We start from the raw sequence: 22,462 nt of genomic DNA, 5'->3' as shown, positions 1-22,462 counted from the left end.
TGACTAGTAGATTGGCGATGAGGCGCATTCGGCGCTCTACTCGACCTCAGGAGACTTCATGTACAACGCGGCCTTGTTCCTTCACCTTCTCGGCGTGGTTCTTCTCGTCGGCGCAGTGACCACGAGCCTGCTGACCACGTTGCGTGTGCAAACCGCCGGTTCCGTAGCTCAGTTGCGATCATTGACCGCCGTGACGAAGTGGATCGAGGCCGTGATCGCCCCGGCGATGGTGCTGATCATCGGGTGCGGGATCTACCTGGTTTCGCAACGCGATGATCACGGAAGCGTTCCGTGGAATGCAGGTTGGGTGGTCGTTTCCCTGGTCATCACTCTGCTGTTGGTGGTCATCGGGGTCACTGTGGAAGCGAGCGATGCGAAGCGCCTCCACACTGCAATTGCGAACGCCACGGATGAGTGGCCGCAGGCCGATCTTCGCGCCGTTCAGCTGGCATCCCGCCCGGTATACGTGGTCTTCTTCGGCACGTCGCTGGTTGTGGCGTTGCTGTTCGTGATGACGAACAGGCCGGGCTTCGTCGTCGCGATCGCAGCATGCGTCATCGCCGCAGTCGCGTCGGCGATTGCAGCGACCATCCGCATCCGATCAGTCCGTCGCGCCGCACTCGTCAGCGACATCGGTTGAGCGCACGATCGGTGGATGCCTATCGCTGCACGTCCGCGGCTGCCACGACCGCGAACTCGTTGCCATCGGGATCCGTGAGCAGAACGCGGCCATTCTCGCTCTGACCCGCCTCGACGGCGCCGAGGGAGACGAGACGTTGCACCTCGGTCTGCACGTCGCCCGACACCGGTGAGACGACGAGTCGCAGCCGATCCCTGCCGTGTCGGGGCATCAGCGGCGGGCCGCTCCAGGTGACCTTCGACCCTCCGTGAGGGGATTGGACCGCGGTCTCCTCGTCCTGATCCCACACCAGCGGCCACTCGAGCGCTGCGCTCCAGAACTGACCGAGCGCGCGCGTGCCGTCGCAATTGACCGCGCCGATGGCATCCGTGCCGGCGAGGAAGTTGTTGCCCGGCTCGATCACGCAGAACTCGTCGCCCTCCGGATCGGCGAGCACGACGTGCGCCTCCTCAGGGCGCTGGCCGACATCCTCATGGCGGCCGCCGAGGCCCAGCGCGCGGTCGACGATCGCGTTCTGGTCGTCCAGCGAGGTGCTCGTCAGATCGAAGTGGATGCGGTTCTGACCGGTCTTCGGCTCGGATGCCTCGACGAAGCGGATGTCGAAGCCAGACCCTCCGTCGCGGATCGTCGTGGAATCGACGAGTTCCCGGTCCAACAGCGTCGACCAGAACTGGGCGAGACGCTCGGGATCGAGTGCATCGTGTTCGATGCCCATGAGTTCGACAGCCATGACCAGCACCCTATGTGCGTCGGTGCCGCCCGGCAACGCCGTTCGGTTTCGACACGTACGAAGTTCCCGTCGCCTGGCCGAGACGGGAACTCGCAGAGTCGTGGGACATCGCGGTCGACGACTGCGGCCAGGGTCCTCTGTCGATGCCTCGGCGCGGCTGCGCGATCGGATGGGGGCCTTCCGTCGCCTCCCTGGCGGTGCTCGGAACCCACTTCAGAGACTGGCGGCCGACACCGGCGCATGTGCGGGAAACGCTGCTCGAGGATATGAGTCGGTGCGCCCACTTACCGAGCTCGAGCGACGATGGCTCGAGGCGCTCGTGATCTGGCGGGGCATCCTGGCGATTCCGGCCGACGACGACCAGGCGGGGCGGGCGAAGGCGATCTGACGCGTCGCGTTCTGAAGAGTCACGTTCTGAACGGTCGCACAGGTTATGGCGATGTTGAGTTCGTCAAGGGCTTGCTTGAACGCGGCTGAGAACTCTGCCGCCGGCCGGCTTTCGATACTTGCTCCGCTGCGCTTCTCCCTCGCGTGACGGGCGATCCAACCTGAACTAGGACGATCTGCCCCGACAAATGCTGGAGTTTCGCGGCATCGGTGTCCCGGTGGCGCTGTGATGCACACCCTCGCCTGACCGGGGCGCGGCCTCGTAGTCCCGCCCATCGCAACCGGCGAGCACCCCGTCTTTTGGGGGATGTCAACAGTAGTCATCTGAACATTTCCTATCCATACTCCCGTCTAACATCAAGGTTGACCCGACTCCGCACCTTTGGACCACACAACATGACCGCCCCCGATACGCCGCGCATATCCCTCGTGGTGCCGAGCTACAACGTAGAGCGATACCTGCCGGACTTCATCGCCTCGGTGGAATCTCAGCTGACCGACGACGTCGAAGTCGTCCTCGTCAACGACGGCTCGACGGATGCGACTGGGCGGATCGGTCACGAGTGGCGCGAGAGATCTCGGCATCGGATCGCGGTACTCGAGCAGGAGAACGCGGGACCCTCTGCGGCGCGGAATGCAGGGATGCGGGTGGCGGCCGGCACCTGGATATCCTTTCCGGACGCCGATGACGTGATCGGCCCTGGATACTTGGCAAGGGCGTCCGCGTTCCTCCGATCGCGTCAGGCGGAGACGGCGACCATTGTCGCGACCAACCTGCAGATGCTCGACGACGCGAGCGGCACCGTGACCGATAGCCACCCGCTTCGCGGCAAGTTCGCGCACGACACGCGCGTCATTCGCCTTGATTCCGAACCCCAGACCGTGCAGCTCCACGCGAACAGCACCTTCTTTCGGCGCGGTGAACTCGAGCGCACCAGCAGGCGGTTCGATCCTCGGGTCAGACCCAACTTCGAGGACGCCGCGTTCATCGCGCACGTACTCCTCGACGCATCCGACCCGCACATCGCGGTTCTACCGCGCGCGAAGTACCACTACCGGCGCCGGGCAGTCTCCGGATCGCTGACGAACGACAGTTGGGCCGATCCGGCCAAGTACGACGACGTGCTTCGGTACGGCTACCTTCCGCTGCTCCAGCGGCCCGTCGCGGGCGTCGTTCCGCGGTGGCTGCAGTACGCCATCGTGTACGACCTCAGTTGGTACTTCCGCAAGGACATCCAGATACATTCCCAGACGTCCCTGCTCACTGATGCGCAGTCCGACCGGTTCTACGCCCTCGTAACGGAGGTTCTCGGGTACATCGACTCCGAGACGCTCACGAGCTACCGCGTCGCCCACCTCTCCGACGAGATCCGCGCCGTCCTGCTCACACTCAAGGGTGAGTTGCCGTCACCCCCCGAGATCCGCACGATTCGGAAGGACGCCGAGCAGCAGCTCACCAAGGTTTCGTACTTCGAGATAGCGGGCGGCTCCGACCCGATCAACGTCGCTGTTGACGGAGAGCCGGCTATTCCCGCGTACACCAAGCAGCGCGGTGTCACCTACCTGGGGCGCACTGTACTGGCCGAGGTGGTCTCTTGGCTCCCCGGAGTCGGCTCGGTGGCGGCAACCCGCGGCGAGGTGCCGATCCGGCTGCGGAGCGTAGCAAGGGACGGCATCGTCAGGCAGTACAGCCCGCACAGCGGTGCTTTTCGGCGCCTCCTCGACGCCGCGAAACTTGGTCTCCAGCTCGTGCTTCACGACCGACCCAAGCTCTTGCAGCTCGTCGTTCAGGCTGATATCTCGGTCCTGTCCAAGGGCAACGGTCTGCCCTTCCTCGCACGGTTCGTTCCGGGCAGGGCGAAGTTCCGCAACTGCTGGCTGCTGATCGATCGCGATGACCAAGCGCACGACAATGCCGAGCACCTGTACCGGCACCTCAGGCAGAACCGCCCGGAGATCAACGCGTGGTTCGTACTCAATCGCGACTCGGTGGACTGGGCGCGCCTCAACGCCGAGGGGTTCCGTCTCATTGCTCACAACAGCGTGGCCCATGCCGTGGCGCTCGCTCATTGTCGAGAACTGATTTCCTCGCAGATCGACCATTACATCGTCAGCCCGCCGGTGGTGTTCTGGCTGCGCCCACATCCGTGGCGGTTCACGTGGCTCCAGCACGGCATCACGAAGGACGACCTCAGCCGCTGGGTGAACACCAAGCCCGTCAGCACGGTGATCGCCGCGACCCCGCGCGAGTACGAATCGTTCGTCGGGGACGGTACTCCGTATGTGTGGACTGGGCGGGAAGTCGCCCTTACCGGATTCCCGCGCCACGACGCGTTACTCCGAGCCGCGAGCGACGTCTCTGACGACGACCGTCGGTCGCTGGTCTTCATGCCAACCTGGCGCCGCGAACTGCTCGGCGACGCGGTCGGGAACGGGAATCGCCGCGTGACCAAGGCCGACTTCTGGGACAGCGAGTACGTGCGCAACTGGATGGGTCTGATCGGGTCCGCTGGGGTCGTGGACGCAGCGCATCGGGCCGGGCTCGACATCATCTTCATGCCGCACCCGAACATGACCCCACATCTCGCATCCGAGCTTCTGCCCCCCGGAGTGCGGATTCTCAACTACTCCGACAATGACGTTCAAGAGGTGCTCGCACACGCGTCACACGTCGTCACGGACTATTCGTCGAACGCATTCGAGGCCGCGCTCGTCGACCGCCCCGTCTTGTACTTCCAGTTCGATCGAGACTCGTTCTTCAACGGTGAGCACGCCTATCGCAAGGGCTACTTCGACTACGAGACCGAGGGCTTCGGCCCTGTCTGCACCACCCTTAGCGACGCGGAGGTCGATCTGATCCGCCTGATCGAGTCCGGCAAGCATCCGGCCGAGCCGTATGCGTCGAGAATCAGCACTACGTTCCCTCGCCGGGACGGTCGCGCCTGCGAGCGTGTTGTCGACGCTATCGTCGCCCACCGCCTTCCACACCACCTCCCCAAACCCATCGCAGAGCCACAGGAGTCACGCTGAGTACCACGCACGCCCAGGTTCGGTTCTCGATCATCACGGCGGTCTACAACGTCGAGCGATTCCTGCCCGACTTCATAGCGTCCATCGAGGCGCAGACCTTCGACCTCAACCGCGTCGAGGTCATTGCCGTGGACGACGGGTCCACAGATGACTCGCTTCGGATGCTCGAGCAGTGGGCCCAGCGACGGACGGGGCTCGTCCGTGTGCTGTCCAAGGAGAACGGTGGACAGGGTTCTGCGCGCAACCTGGGTCTCACCGTTGCGCGAGGCGAATGGGTGACCTTCCCCGATCCGGACGACACTGTTGCCCCTGATTATCTCGAGCGCGTCGATACTGCGATCGCGGCGTGGCCAACCGTCTCGATGATCGCAACCAACCGCCTCATCTGGTCGGAGGCGACAGGAGCGAGGACCCACACGCACCCTCTTGCCAAGCACTTCCTTGACGATCGGTTGATCGACCTCGAGGGATCCTCGCGGTATTTTCACGGAAGCGCCCCGGCCGCGTTCATGCGGCTTTCGACCATCACCCGGTCAGAACTCGTTTTCGATCGGCGCGTTCAGCCCAACTTCGAGGACGGGCATTTCTGTGCTCGTTATCTTCTGCGCAGTGTTGCCCCGTCGATCGGCTTTCTGGCAAGCGCCCACTACCACTATCGCAAGCGCAACGACGGTACGAGCACGCTCGACACGAAGCGCAGTCATCCAGGCCACTACCTCGACGTGCCGAGATATGGCTACCTCGGCGTTCTCCAGGAGGCGATCACACTCACCGACCGTGTGCCCGAATGGTTGCAGGCCCTCATCGTCTATGAGCTGTCGTGGTACTTCACTGAAGACGAGAAAATGACGGGAGGCCCAGGGGCCGCGCATGGCGAGCTGGCCGAGCAGTTCGTGTCACTGTTACGTAGGATCGCGGCCTACCTAGACCCGCAGGTGGTGATGGCCTTCGACGTCAGGCCGATCAAGATGGAGATCCGCGAGATCCTTGCGTACTCCCTGCGGGATGAGCACTACACCACGCCATTCGCTGTCGCATACTCCCCGCATCAGCGCTCATCTTCGACGAGAGTTCTCTACCGCTTTACTCACGACGAGCCGCGGTTCCAACTTGTGGTTGATGGCGGGAACCGCGCTCCCGTCGCTCAGAAGGTGCAGGCGCTGCGTTACTTCGACCACGACCTCCTCTTCACGCAAATGATTTGGACGACAGGACGCGGCGAGATCCGCCTCAACGTTGAAGGGCGGCCTATTCCGATACGCACGTCGACGCCCGGCGCTCAGCCGACATCGATCGAGGCTTCCCCCCGCGTGTCGGGAGCTCTCCGACCCGTTGGAGCGTCCCGACTATTGACTGACTTTGGGAGGACTGTCTCTTCACCGATTGCCACCGTGTGGCGCACGCGTGGCCAAAACGCCTACAGCGTGATCGACGACGCCGCTAGAACGGGACTTGCCGCAAGGAGATTCCATGACGCATGGGTGCTCATGGACCGGCCGACCGACGCCAACGACAACGCCGAACATCTCTTTCGCTACCTGCGGCAGCACCGCCCGGACGTCAATGCATGGTTCGTCCTTGCGAAGGGATGCCCCGACTGGCAACGACTCGTGCTTGACGGATACGGGAGCCGGCTAATTGCGTACGAGTCGCCGCAGTGGAAAGTGCTCATGCGCCACTGCGTCAACCTCATCGTGTCTCATCCGGACCAGGACGTGATTCGGCCCAGGAGCCTCCGGCGCTACTGGGAGAGCTGGACCGTCACATTCCTCCAACACGGAGTAATGCGAGACGATATCTCACGGTGGATGAACACGAAGAGATTCGAGCTCTTCGTCACAAGCACTCCTGCAGAGACCGTCTCTGTTACTGGGGACCGGACGGCCTACAAATTCACGTCGTTCGAAACCAAGATGGTCGGTCTCACGCGGTTCGATCGCCTCCACCAGATCGGGGCTCAGTATCTCCCAGAGAAGCGGGACCTTGTCCTGGTAGCTCCGACCTGGCGCGAACTTCTCAACAAACCGCTCGGGCCAGGGAAGGCTCGTCGCGAGATCGTCGATGATTTCGCGACCTCCGAGTTCGCCAGGCAGTGGTCGGCATTCTTTGCCGACCCGACCTTCATCTCTGAAGTCGAAAAGCGCGGCAAGCGCGTCGCGCTCCTAATGCATCCCAACCTTCAGGCGGCGGTACACCAACTCGGCCTTCCCGCGTCTGTGCTCACGCTGCGGTTCGAGGGCCACGACGTTCAGGAATACTTCGCACGTGCCGCCCTCATGGTCACGGACTACTCATCCATGACGTTCAACGAGGCCTTTCTGCTCCGCCCGACCGTATATTTCCAGTTCGACCGCGATACCTATTACAACGGTGCCAATCACGCGCGGGCCGGATACTTCGACCACGTCCGGGACGGCTTCGGTCCTGTCGCCCACACGGTGCAGGAAACGCACCACGCCGTTCTCGATCTGCTTACGGAGGTTCCTCAGGAGTATGTCGACCGAATGAAGTCGACATTCCCGTACCGCGATGGCCGTAACCGCGAGCGCACCGTCACGGCGATCGAAGACCTCCACCGCCCGTACGAAGACCGCAAGCTCCCGGAGCTTCTGCCGGAGTAGCGTGTCGCTTGAGCGTCCCGCTCTACGTGCGCCGCACCCGCCGCATCACGGAACCGCAACGAACGTCTTCGAGCGCCCTCAGCCGATTCCGATCCTGTGCTCGGCGATCGGAACGCACACTGAGTTCGGGGAACAACGGTGCTCGCCAGTATCAGTTCGGTTCGAGGCATCCGGGGGCGGCATGAGTGTCATCACCTTCACGAGGAATCTGTTCGATGGCAGCGTCGACGGTGGGGGCGATGACGCCGGCACGCCGCGGGGAAGAACGGCGACTCTGCTGCGGATGCTGCTGATACTGCTCGGAGGGCTGGTCGTCACCGGCGTCGCCGCGGCACTGGTCTTCGGTGTCGCCGCCTTGATCTGGGGCGGACCGGTCGGCAGCATCGTGCAGCAGCTCGCCGGGGACTAGCGCGGCGCCGAGCCTGCAGTACGAACCCGTTCTTCAGATCGCCGGCGACACCGGTCTTTCCGAGACCGGTCGTCACCTTGTAACCGAGCCTGCCCAGGCGATCGGCGACGATCGATGAGGTTCGGCTCTCTTGGAACCCGACTCAGGATGCCTGTGCAGGTCCTTGTACAGCTCGGCGAGCGCCGGACCGATGGTGATGTTCTCGTGCGGGTTCGACGACGTGTCGAAGGTGGGGCCCGCATGTGCGAGTCCAGCAGATCCCACCAACTATGCGACGGCTCGCGCTGTTCTCCATCGTCATGAAGGCTTGCGCGCTCTCCTTCGTATTGGTCGATCACAGACGCTCTCGCACCTGAAAGCGCTATCGGAGGGAGCACCAGCCGTCTGACGGCGGCTTCAACATGGGCCAGCGGTTGGTGCGACTCCGCGATGGGCGATAGCCGATGCTGACCGCGGATGTCGACGGTCAATGAGGTGTGTAGGCACGAAAATCTGCGGAAATCCGGGTCATCTTCCGCGGTCCAACCGTCCCGTCGAGGGAACGGGAGCGTGTTGACACGATCTTCGGTTGTGAGCATTGGAGTTCTGATAGCGGTTACAAGAATGATCATGTATAGTCTGAAACCGCTATCAAAACTCCTTCCGCTGCGACCTTCAAGGATGAAGATGACCGAGACCTCCCTCCGGCTCGACGAGTCGATGAGTACGCGGCGCGTCGGCCAAGTGGAAGGAACTGAAGCGGCCATCACCTGGGGCGATGAGACGCTCACGCTCGAGGTGAGTTGGAGGGCCGGTGAGGCGCCGTGGCTTTCTGCGGTCCGAAGCCGTGATGTCGACCTGAAGCTTGCGGCGGGACTACCACTGATTCAGGTGCTCACCGCTTCGTATGGTCGTCGTCCCGCGAGCGACCGGCTCGCCCACACCTCTATTGGGGCAGATGCGCGGTACTTGAGACACGAAGCGACCGAGTCAGCATCGGAGCTGCGGCTGGAACTGACCGTCCGGCATCCCGAATCAGGGGTTGAGGCCACGATGACGTTCATCCGGCCGAGAACGTCGCCCGTAGTCCGGTCGTTTCTCACCGTACTGAACACCGGTGACTCGACGATCGTGTTGACCGCTGTGCCGTCGTTCACCAGCTATCTCGGTTTCGACTCGCGGATGCACCCGTGGTCCCTTGTGCACGGTCGCAGCGATTGGCTCGCGGAGAGCCGATGGGAGTCGGTCGAAGTCACAGACACAGTCTTCCCGGCATTGGGGGAGGAGTTGACCGGGCACAATCCCCGAGGAGAGCTTTCGTTTGTGTCGACGGGTACATGGTCCACGGGGAAGCATCTGCCCGTTGCATCAGCACAGTGCCGCGAATCGGTCTGGATGTGGCAGATCGAGCACAACGGCGCGTGGCGATGGGAGATCGGGCACGACACGGTCGGCGATTATCTGTCATTGTCCGGGCCCACGCATGCGGACAATGGTTGGTTGCGACGCCTTAAGCCGAACGAGTCGTTCGCCTCGGTTCCGGTCGCCTTTGCCGTAGCAGGCAGCTTTGCAGGCGTGGTCGCGAACATGACCTCCTACCGACGCGCGAGCCGACTCCTTCATTCTGATCAGGAGCGGGCGCCGGTGATCTTCAACGACTACATGAATACGTTGAACGGCGACCCAACCACCGAGAAGCTTTTACCGCTGGTCGACGCGGCAGCAACAGTCGGGGCGGAGATCTTCTGCATCGATGCCGGCTGGTATGACAACGACGGTGACTGGTGGGACAGCGTCGGCGAATGGCATCCATCGACAATCAGATTTCCGCGCGGTCTCGTCGAGGTCATCGATCGCATCCGCGCACTCGGAATGACACCAGGTCTGTGGCTCGAGCCGGAGGTCGTCGGTGTCAGGAGCCCACTCGTAGCTGAGCTTCCGAGTGATGCGTTCTTTTCTCTCGCAGGAGAACGACTGGTCGAGCACCATCGCCACCATCTGGATCTGCGCCACCCTGCGGCGCGGGCCCATCTGGACGGCGTCATCGATCGGCTGATTACGGAGTTCGGCATCGGCTACTTCAAATTCGACTACAACATCAATCCCGGAATGGGAACCGACGAGCACGCTGACAGCGCTGGCGACGGGCTTCTCGGGCACAACCGAGCGCACCTGGACTGGCTCGAAAGTGTGCTGGGGCGCCATCCCGACCTGATCTTGGAGAACTGTGCGTCTGGCGCGATGCGCTCCGATTGGGCCATGATGTCGCGACTCCAGTTGCAGTCCACCTCGGACCAGCAGGAGCCCCTCCTGTATCCGCCGATTGCGGCTAGCGCGCCGCTGACGGTCTTACCGGAACAGGCGGCCAACTGGGCCTACCCGCAGCCGTCGATGACAGACGAAGAGATCGCCTTCACCTTGGTGACCGGTCTGGCGGGTCGGTTCTTCCTTTCCGGTCATCTCGACCAGATGACACCGGAACAGATCGAACTCGTGACAGACGCCGTTCAGGTGGCGAAAGCGATGCGAGGACGATTGCCCGAATCGACACCGTTTTGGCCGCTCGGGCTGCCTCGGTGGAACGACCCGTGGGTGTGCCTTGGGTTGGCCACACCGGATGACAGCGTGCTTCTTCTCTGGAACCGAGACTCCTCGTCGCCCTCAGTCTCGATTCCTGCCGAGATGTTCGACTCCCTCCCGACCGTTCGGGCGGAAACCATCTTTCCTCGTTCGCTGACCTCCTGGGAGATCGTGCGGAATGTGGAAAGCGGAGCAATCGACATTCACAATCCCACGGGGAGCGCGAGTGCACGTTTGGTCCGTCTCACCGCCGATGGCGGTCCCACCCAGAACCAACACAGCAACCTGTAGCGACAACGATCGCTACCCTCATCAAGGAGCAATTTCAATGAAGAAGGCACTTCTAGGGCTTGCTGCCGCTGCGGCGGTCACAGCCCTCGCCCTCAGCGGATGCAGCGATCCCGGCAGCAGCGGGTCCTCGGGCGCCAGCCAGCAATGGCCCGCGCAGAACACGAACCTCAAAGGGACCACGCTGACCATCTGGGCCGCAGAGAACTCGAACAAGACTGCCGACTCGGTGATCAGCGGATTCGAGAAGCTCACCGGCGCCAAGGTCAAGGTCGTCACAATCCCCGACCCGTACGAGCAAGGTGTGGAGACCAAGGTCGCCACTGGTGACAAGCCGGATCTGGCGTTCTGGCAGCCGACCGCATCGATGCTGACGACAATCAACGCGAAGACGAACCTTCAGTCGCTCGCCGGCGCGCCGTGGGCGGCGAACTACACCGGCAATCTGGGGAAGATGACCGGAATCCTGGACGGAACCCGGTACGCCGCGCTGGTCACCACCCCTGCCGTGATCGGGGTCTACTACAACAAGGACGTGTTCGCGAAGGCCGGAATCACCAGCACCCCCACGAACTGGAATGACCTCGTCGCTGATGCCAAGAAGCTGAAGGGCGACGGTGTCGACCCGTTCTACGACTTCGGCGGCGGCGGAAGCCCCTGGGGCACCCAGTGGTGGGTCCAGGCGCAGCTTGCCGACGCTGCGAAGGACGGTCTGTGGGGTCGGGTGAACGAGAACAAGGAGAAGTTCACCGACCCGACCATCCTCAATGCGATCAAGGGGTACGACAACCTCATCAACGACGGGTACTTCAACGACAACATCAAGACCGCCACGTTCCCGGACCAGGGCACGGCACTGCTTGGTGGGAAGGCCGCGATGGCGCTTCAGGTGAACTCGTTCTTCGGCGAGCTCCAGGCCACTGCGTCAACCAAGGAACTCAACGACAAGATCGGGTTCTTCCCGATCTCTCCGACCGGGAACATCGGCACGTACATCCCCGACCAGAGCAACGCCCTGGTCGCCTTCAAGACCGGTGACACCAAGCGAGAGGCGGCTGCTCGGCAGTTCCTCTCGTACTGGCTCGGACAGGGTTACGGGAAGTTCGTCAAGGACCAGAGCACCGTGTCGCTGCTCAAGGGAACAAGTACCCCGTCCAATGTCCCAACGGCCCTCAAGGATGTTGCAGCTTCGCTGGACGACTCAGTCGGTTCGATGCAGGCGCTCGCCGTCGCCAACCCGGATCTGTACCTGAACCTCGGAGACATGATCCAGGGCACCAAGACCCCGGAACAGGTTGCTCAGACCACGCAAGCGCAATTCGCACAGCTCGCGAAGGCGCAAGGAGTCAAGGGGTTCTAGCCCCGATCGTTCGGGTGCTGGCGGCACTCCACCGCCAGCACCCCCTGAAAGGCCACAGCATGTCTATCCTCGAGATCACCAAACCGGTGCCCGAGAGCGCTAAGCGGGCGGACCACAGGACCGCCGGCAAACGTGGGGGGCGCAACCGCGACCATCCGTATTGGTTCCTCATCCCGGCGCTCGTGGTGCTGTTCGTCTTCTTCTTCCTCCCCACTCTCTACAACTTCATCTACGCATTCACGGACTGGTCCAGCTTCAAGTCCGCGATCAACTTCGTCGGCTTGTCGAACTTCAGCGAGTTGCTCACCAACGGCAGCCTCCTGGAGGACCTGAGGATCACGCTCGAATACGCCATCATGGTGGCGTTCTTCCAGAATCTTTTCGGGCTACTCCTCGCGCTCCTCCTGGAACGAGACACACGAATCAACCGCTTCGCGCGCGCGGCATTCTTCGTCCCGGTCGTCATGTCCGCACTCGCCGTCGGCTACATCTTCCAAGCGATGCTCAAGCCCGAAGGCGTGATCAACGGGATCCTCGGGTTCCTGACCGGTCAGCACGTCACCATCGCCTGGCTCGGCAGCACCACCTGGACCATCGTGGTTGTCGCAGTCATCCATGCCTGGAAATGGATGGGCCTCTCGATGCTCATTTATCTGGCTGGACTGAAAACGATCAACGAAGACCTCGTCGAAGCCTCCCGAATCGATGGAGCGAACAGATGGAGGACCTTCTGGTCGATCAGATGGCCCCTCTTGGCTCCCGCGATCACCTTCAATGTCGCAACCGCACTGCTGGGCTCGATGAACGGGTTCGACATCGTGCAGGCCACCACAGCCGGCGGCCCCGGCGGCACCACCGAGCTCCTCAACATCTTCATCTTCCGGACCTTCGGGCAAGGCCTCTTCGCCCAAGCCACCACCATGAGCCTGATGCTGTTCCTGATGGTCGCGATTCTCGCCTTCCCTGTGATCCGCTTTCTTCGCAAGAGGGAGGAAGTACTGTGACCAGCGCTACAGCCTCACGTCGCCGCCGCCGGGTGTCACTCCAACCGTTTGCTGCCGTCGCGGTGACGATCCTGTTGCTGGGAATCCCGTTCGCGGTCGTTCTTCTGACGGCGAGCAAGAACCAGGCAGAGGCGCTCAACCCGAACCTGTCGCTTCCGACGCACTGGCAACTCCTGCAGAACTTCAGCACCGTGCTCAACGAGGGCCGAATGGTGCCGGCATTCTTCGGCAGCCTGCTCATCATGGTGCCGTCAGTGATTCTGGTCCTGGTGCTCGGCGCCATGGCGTCCTGGATTCTGGCCAGACGCAAATCTCGGGTCGTCGCATTCCTCTACGCGCTTGGAATCAGTGGCATCGTTCTGCCACCTGCCGTCGTGACGATCGTGCTTCTGCTCAGACAACTCGGTCTAGCAGGCACAGCGATCGGCATGATCAGCGTGTACACGGGCATGTACCTGTCAACCGTGATCTTCTTCGTCACCGGATTCATCCGAACCATTCCGCCTGAGCTCGAAGAAGCCGCCCGTATGGACGGAGCCAGCCCCGTCGGGGTCTTCGTTCGGATTATTCTTCCGCTGCTCAGCCCGACGTTGGCAACGGCGACGATCTTGATCTGCCTCTACATCTGGAACGACGTGTTCTACGCCCTCTTCGTCATCGGCGGCCGACTCGACACCCTGCCGCTGAACCTCTACCAGGTAGCCAGCTCGGGGCTCTATCTTCAGAACTGGCACCTGATCTTCGCTTACATCATCCTGATGAGTCTTCCGCTGCTGATCACGTTCGTCGTTCTTCAGCGCAAGATCATTTCTGGTATCACCAGCGGCGCCGTCAAGTGAACTCGAGTAGAGGCAGAACGATGAGCAACGGTAACAACGTGCGCAACGCCACGATGGCTGATGTTGCTCGGCTCGCCCAGGTTTCTGTTCCCACCGTCTCCAGGGTGCTTTCTGGCGCTGCTCGCGTTCGGCCAGACAAGCAGGCGAGAGTCGAGGCCGCCATACAGCGCCTCGGCTTCCGACCCAGCGCTGCGGCCCGCGCCCTCGCCTCGGGCCGTTCGGAGGTGATCGCGGTCATTACCGGCAGCACCTCCAATTACGGCTATGCCGAAGCCATTCGCGGCGTAGAAGAAGCTGCTCGTGCCGATGGATACACCGTCATCATCACCGTGGTCGAGAGCTTCGATGACGACGTGGTCTCTGCAGCCGTTGAAAATGTTCTCAACCAGTCGATCGCCGGTGTGGTGGTACTGAAATTCGATCGTGCAGGAGTTGCTGCACTTCGTCACCTTCCCTCCGATCTGCCTCTCGTCGCTCTGTCCGGTGTGCGAGATACCGGTGTGCCACAGGCCGTGATCGACGAGACCCGGGGCGCCGAAGAGCTCACCGAGTACCTGCTCTCGCTCGGCCACGAGACCGTTCACCATGTGCGAGTGCCACCGTCACGCCGAGAGGACGGGCGGACGACCGGATGGAAGCGCGCACTGCGTAAGGCGGGCGCGCCGATACCGCTTCCGCTGGACGCAACGTGGGAGCCACGCAGCGGACGCGTGGTCGGTCGTGATCTAGCTCGCAATCCGGATGTCACCGCCGTGTTCTGCGGTAACGATGAGATCGCAATGGGTGTGATCAAGGGCATCACGGACCAGGGACTCGCGGTGCCAAAAGACATCAGCGTCGTCGGATTCGACGATCACCCGCTCGCGGAACTGTGGACGCCTGCGCTCACCACAGTGCGTCAGGACTTCGCAGACCTGGGCCGCCGCGGGTTCGGTCTGTTGAAGCCGATTCTCGACAAACAGGCGGCCTCGCAGTTCTCGTCGGTGCACCCCGAGATGATCATCCGATCAAGTGCTGCGGTAAGAACGGATTCTCAACGGCGGAAGTCCACCGAAGGATCTGGCGACGCTTCTGGGGCGATGAGCGCTTAGCCGCAGATCCCTATCGCAGTCCAGTGGCCGCGGCCTGCAGCTCGTCGAACGCCGCTCGCGTATACGTCGTCAGCTCGCCGGGATCGTCGTCGCGGCTCGGGTCCGCCCACCGCCGGTACCCGACCTTGAACGCGAGCACGCCGAGCTCAGCGGCGACTTGCGCCGTCGGCTCGGGGACGTTCCGCTGCATCAATGCGTCGACGATCGCCGCCGCCATGCCGATGCTCTTCATCGCGTCGCGGGTGCGCAGCTCCTCGTTCGCCTCGATCGCCGCGTGCAGCCGCGGGCTGAGGTCACGATTGAACGACGTCATCTCACCCGAGGCGCGCTCGAGGCCGGCCACGACGGCAGCCAGCGGCGTCGCATCCGTGGGCGCATCCGCAATGCCGGCTGCCAACAATCGGCTGAGGGTCTCCTGGCCCGCTGCAAGGATCTCTCGCTTGTCGCCGAAGTGGCGAAAGAACGTGCTGCGCGTGAGCCCGGCACGCTCGGCGATCTGCGCGACCGTCGTCTCGTCGTAGCCCTGTTCGGCGAACAGGTCGAGGGCGGCGACGGCCAGACGCTCGCGGGCATCCGGCTTCCATCTCGGCATGGGTCGATTCTACGCGATGCGACACGTGTCGCATCATCGGTGTACCCTGATGGGACATCAGTCGCATCACCTAGACCGCAGATGCGGTCGCAGAATTCAAGGAGCTCAGCATGCGCGTCTTCATCACCGGCGGAACGGGTCTCATCGGATCGGCCGTGGTCTCCGAACTGATCAGCTCGGGGCATTCCGTCACCGCGCTCGCCCGATCGGATGCCTCGGCCGCGCGCGCAGAGGCCGCGGGCGCCGACGTGCTCCGTGGCGGCCTCTCCGACCTCGACGTGCTGCGGACCGGCGCGCAGGAGGCGGACGGCGTCATCCATCTCGCCTTCGCCAACGACTTCAGTTCGCCCGAAGCGCTCGCGCACGCCATCGATGAGGAGGGCACAGCGCTCGCGACCCTGGGCGAGGTGCTGATCGGATCGGACCATCCGCTCGTCACAGTGTCGGGCACGCCGTACGTGCCGGGACGCCCGTCGACCGAGCAGGACCCGCTGCCGACCGATGGACCCGTCGGCGGCCGAAGCGTATCGGTTGGCCGAGCGCTCGAGCTCGCCGACCGTGGCGTGCGCAGCTCAGCGATCCGGCTGCCCCGCACCGTGCACAACAACGGCACCGGTGGATTCACCGGGCTGCTCACCCAGATCGCGCGCGGAACAGGCGTCGCAGGGTACCCGGGCGACGGTACGCAGCGCTGGCCCGCGGTCCACGCGCTCGACGCGGCCGTGCTGTTCCGCCTCGCGTTGGAGAACGCTCCGGCAGGAAGCGCGTGGCACGCCGTCGACGACGAGGGTGTCGCGGTACGCGACATGGCCGACGTCATCGGGCGACGACTCGGCATCCCGGTCGAATCGGTGCCGGAGGAGACCTTCGGAACCCTCGGTCCGATCTTCGCGACCGATCAGCCGGCATCCAGTGCTCACACACGTGCCGTTCTCGGGTGGGAGCCCACGCATCCGAACCTGCTCGACGACCTGGAGAACATCGAGGCCTGAAACTGGGCGTCGTCGTGATCGCGCGAGAGCGCGCACGGTCACGACGGCACGGTCATGACGGCACGGTCACCACGATGAAGACGATGCACTGGCAGGGCCGATGGGCCAGGATGTCGTCATGACCCACCCGGAACCCGTCTACACCCTCGAACAGCTCGAAGCCGAGCCCGTCGCCGAGTTCGCCTCCTTCAGCCGCGACGACGCGGTTCGCCTCGGCGAGCTCGCCGTTGCGCTGGTACGCGAGCGCGGGCTGAACCTGGCTATCGAGGTGCACATCGGAGACGATCTCGTCTACCGCGCGCAGCTCGGCACGACCGGTCAGCACAACGCCGACGTGATCGCAGGCAAGCGTCTCGTCGTCGAGAAGTTCGGGCACAGTTCCGTGCTCGCACGCTTCAAGAAGGATGCCGACCGGTCCGTCGCCGAGGGCCTCGGCCCTGAGTACAAGTTCTGGGGCGGCAGCATTCCGATCTTCGTGAACGGGGAGTTCGTGGCGACGCTCTCATCATCCGGCGAGGCGGATGTCGTCGACCACGAGACCATCGCGGATGCGCTCGCGCAGTTCCGCGGGTAGCGGATCAGCCCAGCTCCCACCCCTCGTAACGGAACCGGCGGATGCCCACGCGCCCGCTTTCGGCGACCACACCGATGACCCGACCCGTGAATCCTCCCGCCACCTCGGTGGACAGATAGCGGCCGTCCAATCGCCCGAGCTCGACGGTCTCGCCGTCGCGCACGATCGACGCCACGATCGTGTCGGGACCGAGTCTCGTGGTGAAGGGCAGGGCATCCGACGCTACGGTCTCCAGACGCAGCACGTCACCCTCGAGGCGCTGGCGTTCGCCGAGCGTCGATGCGAGTCCGCCGATGCGTGCGACTGCCCGGACGACATCGCCGGCCAGCTCGACGGAGACGGCGTGCCACGGGTCGATGCGCAGTTCCAGTCCGCCGCGCGAACCGTCGGGCACGTCGAGTTGCACCATTGCGACCATGCCGGTGTGCTCCTGCCTGCGCCCAGTGAAGACTCGGCTGGAGGCTGACGCCGTCAGCCGCACGGTGCCGTCCGGATCGGTGGTCGAGACATCCTGAGGGAACGCACCAGGCGTGATCCAGGATGCCGGCAGCGGCCCCGCCCCGATCTCCTCGACGAACGGCTCGCGCCGCGTCGGCTCGAGATGCGCCGGCTCGATCGGCTCGCTGTACACAGGCCATCCGTCGCGCCACTCGATGCTCGCGCCGAACGTCTCCCGGCCGAGAACGTGCCACTGCGGGAACATCCCGCGCGGGCGCACACCGAGGAACACCATCGCCCAGGTGCCGTCGCCGCGCTGAACGAGGTCGGCGTGACCGGTGCTCTGCACCACGGAGTCGCTGCCGCTCGCCGTGATCAGCGGGTTGTACGGACTCGGCTCGAACGGGCCTGATGGTGACGCGGATCGCGCGACAGTCGCCGCATGGCCCTGGCCCGTGCCGCCCTCGGCGAGAACGAGGTACCAGTGCTCACCGACTCGGTAGAGATGCGGGCCCTCCGGAAACTTGCCGCCCATGCCCTGCCAGAGCAGGGCAGGTTCGCTGAGCAGTTCGCCCGTCGCCGTATCGAGCTCGGCCTGCATCACGCCGTCGCGCAGATCGGCCCAGGTCAGATAACACGTGCCGTCGGCGTCCCACGCCAGGTCGGGGTCGATGCCGCGGCCCGTGCCGGGTATGCGCAGCGGCTCCGACCACGGTCCGCCCGGGTCGGTGGCGGTGACCAGGAGCAGACCAGGGGCGCCTGTCGAGTTGCGCACGATCATCCAGAACCTGTCGTCGTGAAAGCGCAGCGTCGGCGCGTAGATGCCGCCCGACGGACGAGCGGATGCCAGATCGAGCCGCGACGGACGGTCCAGCGCGTGTCCGATCAGTGTCCAGTCGAGCAGGTCCGGCGAACTGAAGATCGGCACGCCCGGCGCGTATTCGAAGGTCGAGCACGCCAGGTAATAGGCATCGCCCGCGCGGCAGACGCTCGGGTCGGGGTGGAATCCGGCGAGCAGCGGGCGACGCGGGAGCTGGTCCGCCGCGTGCTGTGACGACTCGCTCATGCGCCGGCGAGCCAGGCATCCGCCTCGGCGTAGAACGCCGTGACGAGGTCCGGTCGGTCGGTGCCGGGCAGATCGTCGGGCACCGGGTAGCCGATGCTCAGGTTGAGGTAGCTGAGGAACCGGTACGACTTACGGGCGCTGTCGAGGATGCCTGTGTCGAGCTCGACCGTCGCCCCCGAGAGAACCGGGTCGAGTCTGTCCTTCAGATAGATCGCGTCGAACGTGAGCAGTCGCCACACTCCGTCGCGCCGCTCGGCTCGCGAGAAGAACCGGCACCACGCCGTGACGTCGCACTCCTTCTCGTGCACGCGCGGCCTGATCAGGATCTGCCCTCTGCTCTCCACGACGGCCCGGTCGCCCTGCACCTGCAACCGCACGGGCGTGATCGTGTGCATGCCGCCGCCCCCGCGCTTCGCACGCTCGCGCGACACGGCGACGAACTCGTCGGCCGTGCCCTCGAACCACGTGACGCGCACGAACGAATCGGGCCAGTACGAGGCGCTCAGGGCATCCCAGTCACCGGTGTCGCGTGCCCAGCGCTCTCGCTGCACCAGTGTGAAGAGCTCGTGCTCCAGCTCGAACGACGGCGAGGACGATTCGCCCATGATTCCTCCTTGACTCGTGCGCGACGGCCGTGGCGTGCCCGACGCGACCCTTTCACAGTGTCGTCGTGGCGGCTATACCCGTCATGAATCGGTCGCGAGCCCGAGGATCGCGACGAGGTCGCACTGGATCAGGCATCCGCCGTCGAGGGTCGCGGCCATCGCCTGGCGTGCTGGGCGGCTCGAGGCATCCGGGAACAAGGCCAGCCACTGGTGGTTGAGGGCGTCGCGGTCGCGGTAGTCGGCGAGCCAGAACGTCATCTTGACGATGTCGTCACTCGAGCCGCCTGCGGCATCCATCAGGGCGCGCACGTGAGCGAAGAGGTTCGCGCACTGCTCGCCGAGGGTCGGCGGCAGCTCGCGCGTCTGCGAGTCGCGGCCGGTCAGAACGCCGGAGAACAGGAACGGGCCGATCCGGCTCGCGGTCGGAATCGGATTGGCGTGGGAGAACCCCGGCAGAGTGATGCTGACTCGACCCGCCACCGGTCAGCCCTCCGAGACGACGCGATTCTCGATCGCGCCCAGCCCGTCGATCTCGGCCCGCACGACGTCGCCGACACGCAGGAAACGCCCGGTCGGCGCACCGATGCCGGCAGGGGTCCCGGTCGCCAGGATGTCGCCGGGCATCAGGGTCATCACCTGTGTCAGATACGCGATCTGCTCGTAGATGTCGTAGATCATGTCGTCGGTACGCCAGTCCTGCCGCACCTCGCCGTTGACGGTCAGGTGCATGTGCAGGTCGAGAGGATCCTCGATCTCGTCATCCGTCGTCATCCACGGTCCGATCGGACCGTGCGTGTCGAACGACTTGCCCAGCGTAAACGTGGGCGAGCGCTTCTGCAGCCAGTCACGCACCGAGACGTCGTTCGCCACCAGGTAACCGGCGATGACGGCACGGGCATCCTCCACCGCAACGTTCTTGCATCGCGTGCCGATGACGACGCCGAGTTCGATCTCGTAGTCGAGCTCGTCGGACACGGTCGGCTTCACGATGTCGTCGTACGGCCCGACGATGCACGACACCTGCTTGTTGAACCAGAGCTGGCTGGTCGGCGTCGGGATGCCGGCCAGCCTGGCCTCCTCCGCGTGCTCGCGATAGTTCATGCCGATGCCGAGATACTTCTGGGGGTCGTCGATCGTCGGCAGGAGCGTGACCGAATCGAGCGGATGCCTCGGCGCGCCGGTCGTGGTCAGCGTCGCGCGGAACGCCGGGTCGGTCAGGCGGGGCAGCACGGCCCGCACGGAGCCGTCGACGGCGTCCGAGAGATCGACGATCGTGGTGTGGTCGGTGCCGGCATCGACGACGCGACCGACGCGCGGAACGCCGTCGCCGAGATGGAAGCGGGCGAGCTTCATGCGTTCGCCTGCTCGCTGGGCAGCGCGCCCCAGATCTGCTCGCCGTCCGGCGTCATCTGGAAGCTCACGAAGCGCCATTCGCCGCCGTCATCTCGGTGCAGCACCTGGGTCACCGGTCCTGCGACGATGCGCTCCGAGCCGTCGGGCGAGCCGAGCCGGTTGACGATGCGCCCGGTCATGACCGCGACATCGTCGCCGATCATCCGGATGCGCGGCTCGTCGCGCTCCATGCCGCGATAGGCGCCGCGCGTCACGAGGTGCTCGATCAGCTGCGCCTTGTTCTGCACCAATCCCGGCGCGTGGATGTGCACGAGCTCGTCGTCCATGAGCGCCGCGAGAGCGTCTCCGTCCACGTTCACCAGGGCCTCCTGGCGGCGACGCTCCACGTCGAGGATCGCGGCGCGGGTTGCGGCATCCGCGTCCTGCACCCGGCTCATCGTGCGGCCTCCGACGTACCGGTCAGCGTGCCACCGGTCAGGGAGTCGCCGGTGCGGAATCCCGTCGCCTCGCCGGCAGCGCGGCCCGGCCTCGGCGAGCCGACGAGGGAGTGGTACTTGCTGAAGATCTCGTCGGCCTCGGCCAACGGCAGCACCTGTTCGATGTCGCCGAACGGCTGGTGATCCGTGCGGTCGGCGACGATGCGCCGGATCACCTCGTAGCCCTCACCGCGCATGTTCTCGACGATGCGGTTCACCGGCACGCGGCGAGCGGCGTCGTAGGCGACGAAGGCGGCGTGCGGGTCGAGCGGATGCGCGACCAGCTGCTCCACGATGACGCGTGCGTCGATCATCGCCTGCGTGATGCCATTGCCGCCGCGCGGGTACATCGCGTGTGCGGCATCCCCCATCAGCGCGACCCGCCCGTCGACCCAGTTGTCGAGCGTGTCGTGCCGGATGAGCGGGAAGAGGTAGACCTCGCGGGCGTCGCGCATGAGCTGCTGCACGTCGAGGAACGGGATCTTCGCGCTGTCGTAGAGCGGGATGACGTCGGTGATGTCGCCGACCTGGTTCCAGTCTTCGATGGTCTCCTCGCCGTTGGTCTCGACGACCCAGTTGATGAGGTCGAGTCCCGAGTCCTCGAAGTTCTGGGCGATGGGGTAGACGATCATCGACGAGATGGTCGGGTCGCCGATGTGGCAGATGGTGTGGCCGCCGCGGATCGGCTCGCGCAGCGTGGTACCGCGCCACATCGTGATGCCGGAGAAGTGCGGTTCGGCCTGGTTCGGGTGCATCTCGCGACGGATCGCGGACTTGATTCCGTCAGCGGCGATCACCGCGTCGTGCCGCACGTGCTCGGTGCGGCCGTCGCGGCCGACGATCTCGAGCGTGACACCGTCGGCATCCTGGGTGTAGCCGGTGACGCCCGCGCCGAGCCTGACGGCATGCGCTCCGAGGCGCTCGATCACCGTGCGGTAGAAGAGCATCTGCAGGATGCCCCTGTGCACGAACCGCTGCTCGTGCAGGTACCCCATGTGCACGCCGCACTTCTCGGCGTAGATCTCCTGGCCGTAATGGTTGAAGAAGATGGAGTCCTCTGCGTCCACCGAGATCGCGCGGAACTCGTCGAGCAGGCCGAGGTCCTCGAGCTCCGCGGTGCCGACCGTCTTGATGTCGACGCCCACGCCGAGCGGCTTCAGCTCGGGCACCGTCTCGTAGATCGTGGGACGGATGCCGTGCTGGTGCAGGCGCAGCGCGGTGACGAGCCCTGCGGGGCCGGCGCCGATGATGGCGATATCGGGCTCGGGGTGAGATGTGGGCTCAGCGGGCATGGTGTCCTCGTGCTTTCTCGTGCGCGTCATTGCGGCCACGGGTCGTGCGTGCGATCGGATGCCGACGGCGCCCATGGCGAGGCATGGCAGCGATCGTATGGAAGATCGCACACGAT

The 22,462-nt window shown here is 64.4% G+C and carries 19 protein-coding genes; 11 read left to right on the top strand and 8 right to left on the bottom strand.

Going from position 1 to position 22,462, the window contains the following annotated elements:
• Nucleotides 1-58: 58 nt before the first annotated feature.
• The gene (locus MJ603_RS18150; RefSeq protein ID WP_243065171.1) at nucleotides 59-640 is read left to right on the top strand and encodes a DUF2269 family protein; all 582 of its coding nucleotides are present in this window, start codon (nucleotides 59-61) and stop codon (nucleotides 638-640) included.
• Between the two features lie 19 nt (nucleotides 641-659).
• On the opposite strand, the gene MJ603_RS18145 is transcribed toward MJ603_RS18150, so the two are convergent.
• The gene (locus tag MJ603_RS18145) at nucleotides 660-1,370 is read right to left on the bottom strand and encodes a VOC family protein (RefSeq protein WP_243065170.1); all 711 of its coding nucleotides are present in this window, start codon (nucleotides 1,368-1,370) and stop codon (nucleotides 660-662) included.
• A gap of 783 nt (nucleotides 1,371-2,153) precedes the next feature.
• On the opposite strand from MJ603_RS18145, the gene MJ603_RS18140 reads away from it, so the two are divergent.
• The 8 genes from MJ603_RS18140 (at nucleotide 2,154) to MJ603_RS18105 (ending at nucleotide 14,958) form a co-directional block, all read left to right on the top strand.
• On the top strand, nucleotides 2,154-4,787 hold the full coding sequence (locus MJ603_RS18140; protein ID WP_243065169.1) for a CDP-glycerol glycerophosphotransferase family protein: 2,634 nt from the start codon (nucleotides 2,154-2,156) through the stop codon (nucleotides 4,785-4,787).
• Nucleotides 4,700-7,408 carry a glycosyltransferase gene (locus MJ603_RS18135; RefSeq protein ID WP_308220618.1) on the top strand — a complete coding sequence of 903 codons (2,709 nt, stop codon included), beginning with the start codon at nucleotides 4,700-4,702 and terminating at the stop codon, nucleotides 7,406-7,408. The genes MJ603_RS18140 and MJ603_RS18135 overlap by 88 nt, the downstream gene beginning before the upstream one ends.
• A gap of 181 nt (nucleotides 7,409-7,589) precedes the next feature.
• A complete protein-coding gene (locus MJ603_RS18130; protein ID WP_243065168.1) occupies nucleotides 7,590-7,817 on the top strand; it encodes a hypothetical protein in 228 nt (75 codons plus the stop codon).
• Nucleotides 7,818-8,483: 666 nt separating this feature from the next.
• Nucleotides 8,484-10,667: a glycoside hydrolase family 36 protein gene (locus MJ603_RS18125; protein WP_243065167.1), complete on the top strand. Its 2,184-nt coding sequence runs from the start codon at nucleotides 8,484-8,486 to the stop codon at nucleotides 10,665-10,667.
• Between the two features lie 37 nt (nucleotides 10,668-10,704).
• Entirely contained in the window at nucleotides 10,705-12,024 is a 1,320-nt protein-coding gene (locus tag MJ603_RS18120) for an ABC transporter substrate-binding protein (protein ID WP_243065166.1), read from the top strand.
• 14 nt (nucleotides 12,025-12,038) lie between these two features.
• Nucleotides 12,039-13,028 carry a carbohydrate ABC transporter permease gene (locus MJ603_RS18115; protein WP_243065165.1) on the top strand — a complete coding sequence of 330 codons (990 nt, stop codon included), beginning with the start codon at nucleotides 12,039-12,041 and terminating at the stop codon, nucleotides 13,026-13,028.
• The gene (locus MJ603_RS18110) at nucleotides 13,025-13,867 is read left to right on the top strand and encodes a carbohydrate ABC transporter permease (protein ID WP_243065164.1); all 843 of its coding nucleotides are present in this window, start codon (nucleotides 13,025-13,027) and stop codon (nucleotides 13,865-13,867) included. Before MJ603_RS18115 ends, MJ603_RS18110 begins: the two co-directional genes overlap by 4 nt.
• Nucleotides 13,868-13,887: 20 nt before the next feature.
• A complete protein-coding gene (locus tag MJ603_RS18105) occupies nucleotides 13,888-14,958 on the top strand; it encodes a LacI family DNA-binding transcriptional regulator (protein ID WP_243065163.1) in 1,071 nt (356 codons plus the stop codon).
• Nucleotides 14,959-14,968: 10 nt separating this feature from the next.
• On the opposite strand, the gene MJ603_RS18100 is transcribed toward MJ603_RS18105, so the two are convergent.
• Nucleotides 14,969-15,550 carry a TetR/AcrR family transcriptional regulator gene (locus MJ603_RS18100; RefSeq protein ID WP_243065162.1) on the bottom strand — a complete coding sequence of 194 codons (582 nt, stop codon included), beginning with the start codon at nucleotides 15,548-15,550 and terminating at the stop codon, nucleotides 14,969-14,971.
• A gap of 110 nt (nucleotides 15,551-15,660) precedes the next feature.
• Between MJ603_RS18100 and MJ603_RS18095 the strand changes: the two genes are divergently transcribed.
• Nucleotides 15,661-16,542: an SDR family oxidoreductase gene (locus tag MJ603_RS18095; protein ID WP_243065161.1), complete on the top strand. Its 882-nt coding sequence runs from the start codon at nucleotides 15,661-15,663 to the stop codon at nucleotides 16,540-16,542.
• Nucleotides 16,543-16,660: 118 nt separating this feature from the next.
• A complete protein-coding gene (locus tag MJ603_RS18090) occupies nucleotides 16,661-17,116 on the top strand; it encodes a heme-binding protein (RefSeq protein WP_243065160.1) in 456 nt (151 codons plus the stop codon).
• A gap of 4 nt (nucleotides 17,117-17,120) precedes the next feature.
• Here the strand turns inward: MJ603_RS18090 and MJ603_RS18085 are convergent, their stop codons facing one another.
• The 6 genes from MJ603_RS18085 to MJ603_RS18060 form a co-directional block, all read right to left on the bottom strand.
• Nucleotides 17,121-18,620: a glycoside hydrolase family 43 protein gene (locus MJ603_RS18085; RefSeq protein WP_243065159.1), complete on the bottom strand. Its 1,500-nt coding sequence runs from the start codon at nucleotides 18,618-18,620 to the stop codon at nucleotides 17,121-17,123.
• A complete protein-coding gene (locus tag MJ603_RS18080; protein ID WP_243065158.1) occupies nucleotides 18,617-19,225 on the bottom strand; it encodes a nuclear transport factor 2 family protein in 609 nt (202 codons plus the stop codon). Before MJ603_RS18080 ends, MJ603_RS18085 begins: the two co-directional genes overlap by 4 nt.
• 81 nt (nucleotides 19,226-19,306) lie before the next feature.
• Nucleotides 19,307-19,705 carry a RidA family protein gene (locus MJ603_RS18075; RefSeq protein WP_243065157.1) on the bottom strand — a complete coding sequence of 133 codons (399 nt, stop codon included), beginning with the start codon at nucleotides 19,703-19,705 and terminating at the stop codon, nucleotides 19,307-19,309.
• A 3-nt stretch (nucleotides 19,706-19,708) separates the two neighbouring features.
• Nucleotides 19,709-20,578, bottom strand: coding sequence for a fumarylacetoacetate hydrolase family protein (locus tag MJ603_RS18070; RefSeq protein WP_243065156.1), 870 nt, complete (start codon nucleotides 20,576-20,578; stop codon nucleotides 19,709-19,711).
• Nucleotides 20,575-21,015, bottom strand: coding sequence for a nuclear transport factor 2 family protein (locus MJ603_RS18065; RefSeq protein ID WP_243065155.1), 441 nt, complete (start codon nucleotides 21,013-21,015; stop codon nucleotides 20,575-20,577). Before MJ603_RS18065 ends, MJ603_RS18070 begins: the two co-directional genes overlap by 4 nt.
• Nucleotides 21,012-22,346, bottom strand: a complete 1,335-nt coding sequence (locus tag MJ603_RS18060; RefSeq protein WP_243065154.1) for an FAD-dependent monooxygenase — start codon at nucleotides 22,344-22,346, stop codon at nucleotides 21,012-21,014. Before MJ603_RS18060 ends, MJ603_RS18065 begins: the two co-directional genes overlap by 4 nt.
• Nucleotides 22,347-22,462 lie beyond the last annotated feature (116 nt).

It is taken from the genome of Humibacter sp. RRB41 (genome assembly GCF_022761015.1).
In the GTDB taxonomy this organism is placed as follows: Bacteria; Actinomycetota; Actinomycetes; order Actinomycetales; family Microbacteriaceae; genus Humibacter.
The sequence above is the reverse complement of the archived record's forward strand: the minus strand, read 5'-3'. Positions and strand labels throughout refer to the sequence as shown.